General features: G+C 68.8%; 10 protein-coding genes and 1 pseudogene. 7 read left to right on the forward strand and 4 right to left on the reverse strand.

All coding sequences use genetic code 11. The features are described from left to right. Nucleotides 1-110, forward strand: a pseudogene (locus IEY58_RS34395) (IS5-like element ISNeu3 family transposase); the annotation flags it as partial. Nucleotides 111-123: 13 nt separating this feature from the next. Here IEY58_RS34395 and IEY58_RS17195 read toward each other — a convergent pair. The 3 genes from IEY58_RS17195 to IEY58_RS17205 are packed head-to-tail and all read right to left on the reverse strand — an operon-like array spanning nt 124 to nt 3040. Then, nucleotides 124-900 carry an ATP-binding cassette domain-containing protein gene (locus IEY58_RS17195; RefSeq protein WP_189047974.1) on the reverse strand — a complete coding sequence of 259 codons (777 nt, stop codon included), beginning with the start codon at nt 898-900 and terminating at the stop codon, nt 124-126. A 3-nt stretch (nt 901-903) separates the two neighbouring features. Beyond that, nucleotides 904-2037, reverse strand: coding sequence for an ABC transporter permease (locus tag IEY58_RS17200; protein WP_229743780.1), 1134 nt, complete (start codon nt 2035-2037; stop codon nt 904-906). A 49-nt stretch (nt 2038-2086) separates the two neighbouring features. Beyond that, complete coding sequence (locus IEY58_RS17205) at nt 2087-3040, reverse strand: sugar ABC transporter substrate-binding protein (protein WP_189047976.1); 954 nt, start codon at nt 3038-3040, stop codon at nt 2087-2089. A 323-nt stretch (nt 3041-3363) separates the two neighbouring features. Between IEY58_RS17205 and IEY58_RS17210 the strand changes: the two genes are divergently transcribed. Further along, a complete protein-coding gene (locus tag IEY58_RS17210) occupies nt 3364-4200 on the forward strand; it encodes a MurR/RpiR family transcriptional regulator (RefSeq protein ID WP_189047977.1) in 837 nt (278 codons plus the stop codon). Here IEY58_RS17210 and iolG read toward each other — a convergent pair. Further along, a complete protein-coding gene (iolG, locus tag IEY58_RS17215) occupies nt 4197-5195 on the reverse strand; it encodes an inositol 2-dehydrogenase (RefSeq protein WP_189047979.1) in 999 nt (332 codons plus the stop codon). The two genes, IEY58_RS17210 and iolG, sit on opposite strands and share 4 nt — an antisense overlap. Nucleotides 5196-5338: 143 nt before the next feature. On the opposite strand from iolG, the gene IEY58_RS17220 reads away from it, so the two are divergent. From IEY58_RS17220 to IEY58_RS17240, 5 genes are all read left to right on the forward strand, one after another. Beyond that, nucleotides 5339-7252, forward strand: a complete 1914-nt coding sequence (locus IEY58_RS17220) for a bifunctional 5-dehydro-2-deoxygluconokinase/5-dehydro-2-deoxyphosphogluconate aldolase (protein ID WP_189047981.1) — start codon at nt 5339-5341, stop codon at nt 7250-7252. A 155-nt stretch (nt 7253-7407) separates the two neighbouring features. Further along, nucleotides 7408-9255 carry a 3D-(3,5/4)-trihydroxycyclohexane-1,2-dione acylhydrolase (decyclizing) gene (iolD, locus tag IEY58_RS17225; RefSeq protein WP_189047982.1) on the forward strand — a complete coding sequence of 616 codons (1848 nt, stop codon included), beginning with the start codon at nt 7408-7410 and terminating at the stop codon, nt 9253-9255. Nucleotides 9256-9261: 6 nt separating this feature from the next. Next, a complete protein-coding gene (gene iolE / locus IEY58_RS17230; protein ID WP_189047984.1) occupies nt 9262-10146 on the forward strand; it encodes a myo-inosose-2 dehydratase in 885 nt (294 codons plus the stop codon). A 20-nt stretch (nt 10147-10166) separates the two neighbouring features. Beyond that, nucleotides 10167-10976: a 5-deoxy-glucuronate isomerase gene (gene iolB / locus IEY58_RS17235; protein WP_189047986.1), complete on the forward strand. Its 810-nt coding sequence runs from the start codon at nt 10167-10169 to the stop codon at nt 10974-10976. 84 nt (nt 10977-11060) lie between these two features. After that, entirely contained in the window at nt 11061-14021 is a 2961-nt protein-coding gene (locus IEY58_RS17240; RefSeq protein ID WP_189047987.1) for a response regulator, read from the forward strand. Nucleotides 14022-14057 lie beyond the last annotated feature (36 nt).

The raw sequence follows: 14057 nt of genomic DNA on the forward strand, positions 1-14057 counted from the left end.
TCTTCAACAAGCTCAAGCACTTCAGGCGCATCGCCACCAGATATGACCGCAGAGCTATCTATTTCCTCGCCGCCCTGCATCTCGCCAGCGCGATGATCTGGATGCGCTGAATGTCGATTCGTCCTAGACCGTGCCGCCGAGTTCGGCCGACAGGTCCTGCAATTCCTTGCCGCCGGCCATCAGGTTCTGCAGCTCGTCGACGTCGATCTCGCCGCGCGCGAAAGTGCCGAGCGTGCGGCCGCGGTTGAGGATGGTGAAGCGGTCGCCGACCGCCGCGGCATGACGCACGTTGTGGGTGATGAAGATCACGCCCAGGCCCTTCTGCCGGACCTGGTGGATGTATTTCAGCACCATCGAGGTCTGTGCCACACCCAAGGCCGAGGTCGGCTCGTCGAGGATCAGCACCTTGGCGCCGAAATAGACGGCGCGCGCGATGGCGAGGCATTGCCGCTCGCCGCCCGAGAGCGTGCCGACCGCCTGCTGCGGGTCGCGGATGTCGATGCCGATGCGGCGCATCTCGTCGCGGGCCACGCCGTCGGCGAAGATAAAGTCCATCCAGCGGAACGGCCCGAAGCCCTTGGTCGGCTCGCGCCCCATGAAGAAGTTCCGTGTGATCGACATGAGCGGCACCATGGCCAGGTCCTGGAACACGGTGGCGATGCCGCGGTCGAGCGCCTCGCGTGGCGACGTGAAATGGACGGGCTCGCCCTCGACCAGATACTCGCCGGCCGACGGCCGCCACACGCCCGACAGCGTCTTGATCAGCGTCGACTTGCCGGCACCATTGTCGCCGAGCAGGCACATGACCTCGCCTGCCTCGACCGTCATGGAAATGCCGGCAAGGGCGATGACCGAGCCGAAATGCTTGTGGAGCTCGCGGACCTCGATGAGCGGCGCCATGGCTCAGCGCTCCCCCGTCACACGGCGGCGCACCGCCTTGTTGAACAGCACCGCCATGAGCAGCATGACGCCCAGGAAGACCCGGAACCAGTCGCTGCTCCAATTGGCGAAATAGATCCCCTGCTGCACGACGCCGAAGATGAGCGCGCCGAAGCAGGCGCCGACGACCGAGCCGTAGCCGCCGGTGAGCAACGAGCCGCCGATGACCGCGGCGATGATCGCCTCGAACTCCTTCTGCAGCCCGCGGTCGGCCGCGGCCGAGCCGAAATCCATGACCTGCGAGACGCCGTAGAGGGTGGCACAAGCCGCCGTGACGCCGAACAGCAGCACCTTCACGCGCGCGACCGGTACGCCCAGGTTCCGGGCCGCGTTGGCATCACCGCCCGAGGCGAAGATGAAATTGCCGAACTGGGTGCGGGTCAGCACGAAGCTGCCGACGAATGCCAGCACCAGCCACCACACGACGATGACCGGCACGCCGGGGACGACCGGCGAGCCGTCCGGGAACTGACCGATCAGGTGCCAGTTGGCGAGCAGCACGAAGACCGGCTCGCCGACCGTGCCGCCGAAGAAGGGCGCCAGCCAGTCGCCCTTCGCCCGGTCGGCGACGCCGCTCACTATTGTGCGGTTGGTAAGCAGGATCGAGAGCGCCAGCGTGAGCCCGCGCAGGATGAACAGGAAGGCGAGCGAAACGATGAAGGACGGCAGGCGCGTGCGCACGACGATGAGGCCGTTCAGGAGCCCGAGCGCGATCCCGCCCGCAAAGGCGAACAGGATGCTAAGCCAGACCGGCACACCCCAATAGACCGCCGGGATCGCCACCATCATGCCGGAAAAGCCGATCATCGAGCCGATCGACAGGTCGAACTCTCCGGCGATCATCAGGAGGCTGGCGCCGATCGCGATGACGCCCAGCTGGGCCGAGACGGTCAGCCAGTTGAAGATGCCGTCGGCGTTGAACATGCCCGAGTTGGGCGCCACCGCCATGAAGAAGCCCAGTACCAGCAGGGCGCCGGCAGCCGCCCCCAGCTCGGGCCGCATGAAAGCCCGCTGGGCCCAGTGCATCTTCCGCACGCGCTCGTCGGCCGAGCTCTTCGCCCCGGCCGAAGCGCCCGCGGCCTTCGACACCTGCATCATCACCAACTCCTCCTCTCGGAATCCCCCTCCTTTCAGGCGCCAGCGCGCCTCAGCGATACTCGCCCGCCAGCTTCTCGACCGTCGCGATATTCTCCTTGGTGATGAAGCCCGGGCCGGAGTTGATGTTGTTGCCGGGCAGCACGCCGTAGCGGTGATAGAGCGTCAGCACCACGACCGGCAGGTAGCCCTGCAGATAGGGCTGCTGGTCGATCGCGAAGGCGATCGTGCCGCTCTTGATCCCGGCCGCGATCTCGGGCGACAGGTCGAACGTGCCGAAGAACAGCTTGCCGTTCAGCTTCAGCTTCTCGAGCGCGCGGATGGTGGGTGCCGCCGAATTGGGGCCGAGCGCCAGCACGCCGTTGGTGTTGGGGTTGGCGCGCAGATAGGCCGTCACCTTGTTTTCGACCTCGGTCGGGTCGATGCCGGAATCGAGCATCTGGTTGCCGAGCGGCACGCCGACGCCGTCCGCAAAGCCACGGCAGCGGTCAACCGAGGCCGGGTTCGTGATGAAGTGGTTGACGCAGAGGAAGCTCTTGACCCCCGCCTCCTTGGCGCGCTTGCCGGCGGCAAGGCCCGCGTCATATTCCGGCTGGCCCACATGCATGAGGGCGCCCAGCTCGGCCGATTGCTGCGCCGTGCCGGAATTGATCGTCACGACCGGGATGCCCTTCTTGACCGCCGCGGCGATCGGGCCTTTCAGCACACCGAAATCGGCGATCGTCACGATGATGCCGTTCGGGTTGGCGGCCGTCGCCTGCTCGACCAGCCGCGCCATGTCGGCCAAGTCGCCGTTCGGCGGATTGCGGTAGTCGACCGTCACCTTGAGATCGCGACCGGCCTCCTTGATCGCGTTCTTGATGGTGTTCCACCAGGAATCGGAATCGGGCGCGTGGCTGATCAGCACGAAATGCTCGCCGTCCGCCCGGGCCGGCTTGGCCAAGGGGCCGGCGATGAGGCCGATCGCGAGGCCGGCCACAGCACCGAACGTCAGAAACCCTCTCATGAATCGCTTCATAGAGCCCTCCCTGAACGCTGCCGCCTGCGGATCTCGAAACAACAGAACCACGCAGCAGCAAATTTGGAATTATTTTTCCATTTCTGAGCCTCCGAGCGGCCGGAGTCAAGCGTCAGAGACGAAATTCGGCACGAATCTCGCGCCCCTTGAACGGAATGAATTTTCTGAACGGCCGGAAATCCAGCGCACCGGAATATCCGTTCCGGCCAGCGCTGCGCTATTTCCTTGTCGGCTGCGGAATATCGTTCCATTTTTCGAAATTAAATTCCAAAGGCGCGTCTCGCGCGCGCCCCGCCCCAAGGACCCGAGCCATGGTGATTGACCGGCAAGCGCCGCAAACCGATTTCGAGACGCTGCGCACCCTGGTGCTGGAACGCCGCAACAGCCTGCCGAAGCGGCTCGCCCAGGTCGCGCGCTTCGCGCTCGACCGCCCGGACGAAATTGCGCTCGGCACGGTGGCCGAGATCGCGCATCACGCGGGCGTGCAGCCCTCGACGCTGGTGCGCTTCGCCCAGGCGCTGGGATTTTCCGGCTTCTCCGACCTGCAGCAGGTGTTTCGCCTGCGCCTGCGCGACCGCTGGCCGGATTACAAGGAGCGGCTCGCTCAGCTGCAGCGGGGTGGCGACGGCCGGTCGGGGCCGGCGGGCCTGCTCGACGGCTTCATCGAAACCTCGGTCACCTCGCTGATGCAGCTCCGGGAGAGCGTGCGCGAGGCAGAGCTGGAACAGGCGGTCGCGACCCTTGCCGCGGCCGAGACGATCTATCTCCTGGGCCAGCGGCGCGCCTTCCCGATCGCGTCATATCTTGCCTATGCCTTCGGCAAGCTCGGCATCCGCGCGGTGCTGCTCGACAATGTCGGCGCCATGCTGGCCGAGCAGGCGGCCTGTGCGGGGCCACGCGACGCGCTGCTGGCGATCAGCTTCACGCCCTACACGCCCTCGACCGTCGAGGGCGCCACCGCCGTGGCGCAGCGCGGCACGCCGGTCGTGGCGATCACCGATTCCGCCTTCAGCCCGCTGGCGCCGATCGCCGCGGTCTGGCTCGAGGTGGCGGAGGCCGACCGCGGCGCCTTCCGCTCCCTCGCCGCCACGCTCTGCCTCGCCATGACGCTTGCGGTTGCCTTGGGCGAGCGCCGCCAAACCTCCTAGATTCGGTCGAAGGCGAGATCGACTGGCACCGGCTGCCCGGTCTCGGCCGAGCGGGTCGCGGCGTCGGCGAGCAGCAGCGCCTTCAGCCCGTCGATACCATCCGGGCGCGGGGCCGTGCCCTCCGACAGGGCCGTGATGAACGCGGCAAGCTCCGCCTTGTAGGCCGCCTCGTAGCGCTCCAGGAAGAACGGCAGCGCCGGATCGTGGGTGAAACCCCGCGCCGTCGCCGCCTCGACCGTCGTCGCGGTCATGTTGCCGGCCCTGAGCAATCCGCCCGAGCCATGGACCTCGACCCGCTGGTCGTAGCCGTAGGTCGCCCGCCGTGAGTTGGAGATCTGGCAGAGCGTGCCGCTGACCGTGCGCAGCGTGACTGCGGCCGTATCGACGTCGCCCGCCGCGCCGATCGCCGGATCGACGCGCACCGAGCCGACGGCAAAGACCTCGACCGGCTCCTCGGCCATGAGGAAGCGGGCCATGTCCAGGTCATGGATCATCATGTCGCGGAACAGGCCGCCCGACGACGCCACATAGGTCGCGGGCGGCGGCGCCGGATCGCGGCTCAGGATCGTCAGGATCTCGAGCGCCCCGATCTCGCCCTCGGTGAGGCGCCGCTTCAAGGCGCCGAAATGCCGGTCGAAGCGGCGGTTGAACCCGACCATCAGCGGGATGCCGGCGCGCGCGACCGCGACGAGACAGGTGTGCACCCGTTCGGCCGACAGATCGACCGGCTTCTCGCAGAACACCGCCTTGCCGGCCGCGGCGGCGCGCTCGATGAAATCCGCATGGGTCGTGGTCGGCGAGGCGATCAGCACCGCGTCGGCCGTAAACGCCTCGTCGATATCGATCGCCCGGCTGCCGGTGGCCGCGGCCAGGCGATCGGCCGCTTCGCGATCGGGATCGGCGACACCGAACAGCCGCGCGGCCGGGTGGGCCGCGACGTTGCCGGCGTGAATGCGGCCGATGCGGCCGGCGCCGAGCACGGAGATCGTCAGCATGGCTTCCTCCAAACGGAATTTTTGTTCCGACTTGACCAGAAAATGGAACCAATGTTTTATTGCCTGAGACTGACGACAAAGACAAGGGCTGCCCCGCTGCGGCGAGGACCCGGCGACAGGGCGGGCCCAAGGGTGGAAGGCGCATGATCGAGGCAGCTTCCCTTGACGTGGTGACGCTCGGCCGTTCTTCGGTCGATCTCTATGGCCAGCAGATCGGCGGCCGGCTCGAGGATGTCGCGAGCTTCGCCAAGGCGGTCGGCGGCTGCCCGACCAACATCGCGATCGGCTGCGCCCGGCTCGGCCTCAAGGCCGGGCTCATCACCCGGGTCGGCGACGAGCACATGGGCCGGTTCATCCGCGAGCAGCTCGCGCGCGAAGGGGTCGATACGACCGGCGTCGTGACCGACCCCGCCCGCTTGACGGCGCTCGTCATCCTGGGCGTGCGCGACGACAAGACCTTCCCGCTGATCTTCTACCGCGAGAATTGCGCCGACATGGCGCTCAGCGAAAGTGACATCGATCCTGGCTTCGTCGGCCGCGCCAAGGCCCTCGTCGTGACGGGCACGCATTTTTCGACGCCGACGGTCGACCGGGCGAGCCGCCACACCATGGCCTTGGCCCGCGCCGCCGGCCGCCGGGTCGTGCTCGACATCGACTATCGCCCGAACCTGTGGGGCCTCGCGGGCCACGGCGTCGGCGAGGCGCGCTACGTGGCCGACGGCAATGTGACAGCTCATCTGCAGAGCATCCTGCCCGGCTGCGACCTGGTGGTCGGCACCGAGGAGGAGCTGCATATCGCCGGCGGCAGCAGCGACACGCTCGAAGCGCTCCGGCGGGTGCGCGCGCGGACCGACGGCACGATCGTGCTGAAGCGCGGGCCCATGGGCTGCGTCGTCTTCCCCGGAGCGATCCCCGAGCGGATCGAGGACGGTGTCACCGGCGCCGGCTTCCCGATCGAGGTCTATAATGTGCTGGGCGCGGGCGATGCCTTCATGGCGGGCTTCCTGCGCGGCTGGCTCAGGGACGAGGCGCTTACGACCTGCTGCACCTGGGCCAATGCGTCGGGCGCCTTTGCCGTCTCCCGCCTGCTCTGCTCGCCCGAGATCCCGACCTGGCCGGAGCTGCAGCATTTCCTGGTGCACGGCAGCGCCCATCGCGCGCTGCGCCACGACGCGGCGCTCAACCATATTCATCGGGCGACGACGCGCCGGCCGCAGGCGTCCGTGCTGCGCGCCTTTGCGATCGACCATCGCGCCCAGCTGGAAACGCTGGCCGACCGGCTCGGCGCCGACCGGGCGCGCATCGCTGAGTTCAAGCGGCTTGCCGTCGCCGCCGCGGCCCGCGTGGCGAACGGACGGCCCGGCTTCGGCATGCTGCTCGACGACCGGCACGGCCGGACGGCGCTGTTCGCGGCGGAGGGCTCGGGCCTCTGGCTCGGCCGTCCGATCGAGCAGCCGGGCACGCGGCCGCTTGCCTTCGAGGCTGCACGGGATCCGGCGGCCCGGCTCGTCGAATGGCCGGTCACGCAGACGATCAAGTGCCTGTGCTTCTACCATCCGGACGACCCGCCCGACCTGCGCCGGCGCCAGGAGGAAAGCCTGGCGACGCTCTCGGAAGCCGCAAGCGCGGTCGGCCGCGAGCTGATGATCGAGATCATCGCAGGCAAGCACGGGCCGATCGACGACGAGACGATCGCGCGTACCGTGGCGCGGCTCTATGATCTCGGCATCAAGCCCGACTGGTGGAAGCTCGAGCCCCAGGCGTCGCCCGTCGCGTGGCAGAACATTGCCCGCATCGTTGATGAGCGCGACCCCCATTGCCGGGGCGTGGTCATGCTCGGCCTCGAAGCGCCGGAGGCGGAACTCATCCGTTCCTTCCGCGTCGCCGCCCAATGCTCCGTCGTCAAGGGCTTCGCGGTCGGCCGCACGATCTTCGCGCCGGCTGCGGAGGCCTGGCTCGCCGGCCGGATGAGCGACAGGGCGGCGGTCGACGACATGGCGGGCCGGTTCGGCCGGCTCGCCGCGGCCTGGGACGAATGCGCCGGACAAAGGCCCTAGAGCGATATGAAATCAGGTTAGATCAGGGGCGCCGGACAAGTCCTTCTCCGCCCCAATGGGGCAGAGAGGGAGGTTAAGGAGCGGCGGCATGACTGTGAGCAAACCTAATTCCATCACGGTCTAGACGGGAACTGCGGGGGCGAAGGGAGGAGCCGATGAAGACCGTCCGCTTGACCATGGCGCAGGCGCTGGTGCGCTATCTGGCGGCGCAGCGCACGGCGTTCGACGGTGCGGAGCTGCCGCTCTTCGCCGGCGTCTGGGCGATCTTCGGCCACGGCAATGTCGCGGGCCTGGGCGAGGCGCTCGCCCCCATGGGCGAGGCACTGCCGACCTACCGGGCGCACAACGAGCAGGCCATGGCCCATGCCGCGATCGCCTTCGCCAAGGCGAGCCGGCGTCGGCGGATTATGGCTTGCACCACCTCGATCGGCCCGGGTGCGACCAACATGGTGACCGCGGCGGCGCTCGCCCATGTCAACCGGCTGCCCGTGCTGCTGCTGCCGGGCGACGTGTTCGCCAGCCGCCGCCCCGATCCAGTGCTGCAGCAGCTCGAGGATTTCGGCGACGGCACCGTCACGGCCAACGACTGCTTCCGTCCGGTCTCTCGCTATTTCGACCGGCTGACCCGGCCGGAGCAGCTGCTGACGGCGCTCCCCCGCGCGCTCGCCGTGCTGACCGACCCGGCCGAGTGCGGGCCCGTGACGCTCGGCCTGTGCCAGGACGTGCAGGCCGAGGCGTTCGACTATCCGGAAAGCTTCTTCGCTGAGCACCTGTGGCAGCCGCGCCGGCCGCCGCCGGACCGGCACGAGCTCGCCGCGGCGGCCGAGCTCATCCGCCATGCGACGGCGCCGCTCATCATCGCCGGCGGCGGCGTGCACTATGCCGAGGCGACCGACGCGCTCGCCCGCTTCGCCGAGCGGCACGGCATTCCGGTCGCGGAGACCCAGGCCGGCAAGAGTGCCCTTGCCCACGACCATCCGCTCAATCTGGGCTCGATCGGCGTCACCGGCAGTGCCGCCGCCAACGCGTGCGCCGAGCAGGCCGACCTGATCCTGGCGGTCGGGACCCGCCTGCAGGATTTCACGACCGGCTCCTGGGCCCTCTTCCGCCATCCCGACCGCCGCCTGGTCGGCCTCAACATCCAGCCGTTCGACGCCGGCAAGCGGCAGGCGCTGCCGCTGGTCGCCGACGCGGGCGAAGGGCTGGCGGCGCTTACCGTGGCGTTGGAAGGCCACCGGGCGCCCGAGACCTGGACGGTCGCGGCCCGCGACCGTGCCGCCGCCTGGCGGCTGGTCGTCGACGCCGCGACGGCGCCGGACAATGCGCCCCTGCCGTCCGACGCCCAGGTCATCGGTGCGGTCCAGCGGGCCGCCGGGCCGCACGCGATCGTGGTCGGCGCCGCGGGCGGCCTGCCGGGCGAGCTGCACAAGCTGTGGCGGGCGGACGAGCCCGGCGGCTACCACCTGGAATACGGCTATTCCTGCATGGGCTACGAGATCGCCGGCGGCCTCGGCGTCAAGCTCGCCCGGCCGGACCGCGAGGTGTTCGTGCTGGTCGGCGACGGCAGCTATCTCATGATGAATTCCGAGATCGCGACCTCGGTGGCGCTCGGCCTGAAGCTCATCATCCTGGTGCTCGACAACCGCGGCTTCGGCTGCATCGACCGGCTGCAGCGCGCGACCGGCGGCGCCTCCTTCAACAATCTGCTCGCCGACACCCGCCATGTGACGCTGCCGGCCGTCGATTTCCGCGCCCATGCCGCGAGCCTGGGCGCCGCGGCCGAGCATGTGGCGGGCTTGACCGAGCTGCCCCAGGCGCTCGAGCGCGCCCGCGCCGCCGACCGGACGAGCGTCATCGTCATCGAGACCGACCCGCAGCGGACCACGGCCGACGGCGGCCATTGGTGGGACGTGGCGGTGCCCGAGGTCTCGCCGCGCGCCGAGGTTGCGGCCGCCCGCGTCGCCTATGACGCCAACCGTCTCAATCAGCGACTTGGAGAGTGATCCCCAATGCCCGTCCGTCTCGGCACCAATCCGATCGCCTGGTCGAACGACGACCTGCGCAGCCTGGGCGGCGACACGCCGCTCGACACCTGCCTCACCGAAGCGCGGCTCGCCGGTTTCGAGGGCATCGAGCTCGGCCATAAGTTTCCGCGCGAGCCCGCAGCCCTCAGCGACACGCTCGCCCGCCACGGCTTGGCGCTTGTCTCCGGCTGGTATTCGACCGAGCTCTTGCGCCGGTCGGTCGCCGAGGAGCGGCTCGCGATCGCCGACCATCTGCGGCTCTTGAAAGCGCTCGGCTGCCAAGTGCTGATCTGCGCCGAGACCTCGAACGCGATCCATGGCGACCGTGGCGTGCCGCTCACGCGCCGCCCGCGCCTCGACGACGCCGACTGGGCGCCGTTCGGCCGCCGCCTGAACGAGCTCGGCGAAGCGGTCGCGGACGAAGGGCTGCGGCTCGCCTACCACCATCACATGGGCACGGTCGTCGAGAGCGGCGCCGACATTCGCCGCCTGATGGACGCAACCGGCCCGGCGCTCGGTCTGCTGCTCGACACCGGGCACGCGACGTTCGGCGGCGTCGATCCGCTGACGCTCGCGCGCGACTATCGCGAGCGGATCGTCCATGTCCATTGCAAGGACGTGCGGCCGGCGGTGATGGCGGAGGCCCGGCGGCAGGACTGGAGTTTCCTCGACAGCGTCGTCGCCGGCGTCTTCACGGTGCCGGGCGACGGCACGGTCGATTTCGCGTCCGTGCTGGGTGCGCTGCCCGGCTACGACGGCTGGCTCGTCGTCGAGGCCGAGCAGGATCCGGCCAAGGCCGAGCCGCTCGCCTATGCCTCGATGGGTCATCGCAACCTCGCGGCCTATGCCCGGCAAGCCGGCCTGCTCTAACCACTCTCCGCCGAGGAATCATGAGCGACCTGCATCTGAAGCCGAGCCCGCCCGATGGTGACGGCCGCGTGCTCGCGATCACACCGGCGAGCGCCGGCTGGCGCTATGTCGGCTTCGAGCTGTTCAAGCTCGCCCCAGGGCGGGTGCTGGAGCGCGAGACGGGTGACCGCGAGGCCTGCCTGGTGCTGGTAGCCGGGCGCGCCACGGTCGAGGTCGGGCAGGCCGTCTTCAAGGGCATCGGCGAGCGGCGCTCGCCGTTCGACGGCAAGCCCCATTCGGTCTATGCGCCGGCCGGCACCGCGTTCCGGGTGACGGCCGAAACGCCGCTCGAGCTCGCGGTTTGCACGGCACCGGGTTCGGGCGCCCTGCCGCCGCGCCTCATCCCGCCCGAGGCGGTCGCGGTCGAGGAGCGCGGCCAAGGCACCAACCGGCGCATCGTGCACAACATCCTGCCGGAAGAGGCCCCGGCCGAGAGCCTGCTGGTGGTCGAGGTGCTGACGCCCGGCGGCCACTGGTCGTCCTACCCGCCGCACAAGCATGACCGCGACGCGTTTCCCGAGGAGACGCTGCTCGAGGAGACCTACTACCACCGGCTCAATCCCGCCCAGGGCTTCGCCCTGCAGCGGGTCTATACCGACGACCGCTCGCTCGATCAGACCTTTGCGGTCGGCGACGGCGATTGCGTGCTGGTGCCGCGCGGCTACCACCCGGTCGGCGCGCCGCACGGCTATGATCTCTATTACCTCAACACAATGGCCGGCCCGCGACGCCAGTGGCGCTTCCGGAACGATCCGGCCCACGACTGGATCACGCGGCGCCCGAACGACTAACCTCGCCGGCACCGCGGCCCAGCGGCAAGCCGGCGTTAACCATCACCCCTCCAAGATTCATCGCCATGGAGGGTTGCAATCCGGATGTTCCGCTCGCCCAGCACTGAGAGAGCCTTCAGGGCCTGGCCGCTCACGACCATCGTGGGCGGGTTCGTGCTGACGATCTGCTGCCTGCTGATCGTCGCCAACATCTGGGAAATTCAGACCTCACGCGAGACCGTGCTGCGCGATGAGAGTGCCGACCAGCGCAGCCTTGCCCATGCGGCCGAGCAGCACGCGACCGACACGCTGCAGGCGGTCAACAACATCCTGCTCGCGACCGTGACGTTCCTCGAGGCGGACGGCACCGGGGTGCCGCAGGCGGCGCGAATCGGCCGCCTGCTTGCCAATCAGAAGATGCAGACCCCGGCGGTCGAAGGCGTTGCCGTATTCGACGCCGAGGGCCGACGCGTCACCGATTCCGAGCTGCATAGCGGAACCTCGCCGGAAGACGGCATCGCGGACCGGGAATTCTTCCGCTATCACCGGGACCATGCCGACACCGGCATGCATATCGGCCGGCCAGTCTTCGGCCGGTACCTGAAGCGCTGGATGATCCCGGTTTCCCGCCGCTTCAACCATCCGGACGGCAGCTTCGGCGGCGTCGTCAGCGTCGGCCTCAGCGTCCAGCATTTTCGCGACTATTACCGGGGCCTGCATCTCGCGCCCGGCAATATGCTGTCTTTCATGAGCCGCGACGGCTTCGTGCTTGCGCGCGAACCGTTCAACGAGGCAGACCTCGGCAAGGACGTCACCGCCGGCCAGCTGTTCTCGACCTACCTGCCCAGGGCGCCGGAGGGTGAATTCCACGCCCGCTCGCCGGTCGACGAGGTCGATCGCATCACCGGCTATGACGCGTCATCGCCCTATCCGATCGTGGTCTTGGCGGGAGCGGCTGAAAGCCAGGTCCTGGCAGCCTGGCACGATCATGCTTTGCTGCAGACGGCCGGCGTCGCGCTGATCGTGATCGTCATCGGTGCCATGGGCGGCGTCGTGTCGATCCAGCTCGGCAAGCTCATCGATGCCGAGGACGAGATTCGCCGCCGGAACGGCCAGCTCGAAGCCGTGCTCGAAAACATGCCGGACGGCGTCTGCCTGGTCGATGCCCACGACCGCGTCATGCTGTGGAACCAGCGGGCGGTCGAGATCCAGGCGCTCGACGCCGAACGCTTCGCGGGCGCGACCGAGCCGGCGGAGGGCGACGACCACGGCGAGGGCATGCTCAACGACCTCGTGCGGCAACGCCTGAGCCGCAGCATCGTCGAAGAACGCTATCGGCTGCCGTTCGGCCGCTGGATCGAATACCGCAATCGGCCGACCGACGGCGGCGGCTATGTCTGCCTGGTGCGCGACATCTCGAAGGAAGTCGAGCACAAGGAGGCCTCGGAACAGGCGCGCCACCAGCTCGAGCAGCAGAACCGGGCGCTCGCCGAGCAGGCAAAAGAGCTGGAGCAGGCGCGCAGCCTCGCGGTCTCCGCCAATACGGCGAAATCCGAGTTCCTCGCCAACATGAGCCACGAGATCCGCACGCCGATGAACGGCATCCTTGGCATGAGCGGGCTGCTGCAGCGCACGGACCTGGATGCGACGCAACGGCGCTACACCACGGCGATCGAGCGCTCGGCCCAAGCGCTCTTGCAGATCATCAACGACGTGCTGGACCTCTCCAAGCTCGAGGCCGGCAAGATCGAGCTCGAAACCGTCGAGTTCGACCTGCCGCAACTGGTCGAGGAAGTCTGCGAGCTGCTGGCCCAGCCGGCGCAGGACAAGGGGCTGGAGCTCGTCTGCGCGATCGACCGCGCCGCCCGGCTGCGCGTCAAGGGTGACCCGACGCGGCTCAGGCAGATCCTGCTCAACCTGCTGTCGAACGCGGTGAAATTCACCGAGCAGGGCGGCATCGCCGTCACGGTCGATGCCGACGAAGGCACCGCTGCCGCGCCGCGCTTCCGCTTCGTGATCGAAGACACCGGGATCGGCCTTAGCGAGGCGGTGCAGAAAAAGCTGTTCCAGAAATTCTCGCAAGGCGACGCGTCGATTACCCGGCGGTTCGGCGGCAGCGGCCTCGGCCTCAGCATCGTGCGCCAGCTGGCAGAATTGATGCGCGGCGGCATCACGGCCGCCAATCGCGACGAGGGCGGCGCCCGCTTCGCCGTCGCGGTGCCGCTCGAGCGCTCCGAGCCAGCCCGGGCGGGCGATCCCGGCGTCCCGCTCGCCGGTCTCCGCGTGCTGGTGGCAGACCCGATGCCGATGAACCGGGCAAGCGTGGCCCGGCAGCTGGAGGAGCTCGGCGCGGCGGTCCGGCAGGTCCGGAATGCCGGCGAGACGGCCGACGCTCTGCGGCACGGCGCGCACGACCAGCACCCGTTTGACGCCATCCTGTTCAAGAGCGAGGCGATGGGCGCCGAGACATGGGACCTGGCCAAGCCGCCGGATCGCCACGGCAAAGTGCGGCCGAAGCTGGTCCTGATGGCGGCCCTCGGCGACGCCATGACGACGCGCCCCGTCGACGCCGTCGTCACCACGCCGGTCCGGCAGGCGGTTCTCTTGAACAGTCTCATGCGCGCGGAACGGGCGCCCGCGGTGGCGATCGCTGCCGCCAACGACGATGCGGACACGACGACACCAGGCAATGAGCTTCGCAACGAGGCGATCCTGCTGGTCGAGGACAACACGATCAACCAGATGGTGGCGCACGCCATCCTGACCGCGGCCGGTGCCTGCGTCGACGTGGCGGAAAACGGCCGGCAGGCGGTCGCCATGGCCGGCCACAAGCGCTATTCCGTCATCCTCATGGACATCCAGATGCCGGAGCTCGATGGCTTCGAGGCGGCTAGGCGCATCCTCAGGCAGGACATGAGCGGGGCACCGCCCTCGATCATCGCCATGACCGCAAACGCCATGGACGGCGACCGGGAGACCTGCCTCGCCGCCGGCATGGTTGATTATATCTCGAAGCCGATCGACCGGGAGCAGCTCGTGGCCAAGGTCCGCCGCCAACTCAACTGATGGGCCACTCAACTGACGGGCGGCTAAACCGACGCC

The sequence above is a fragment of the Aliidongia dinghuensis genome, assembly GCF_014643535.1.
GTDB lineage: Bacteria > Pseudomonadota > Alphaproteobacteria > ATCC43930 > CGMCC-115725 > Aliidongia > Aliidongia dinghuensis.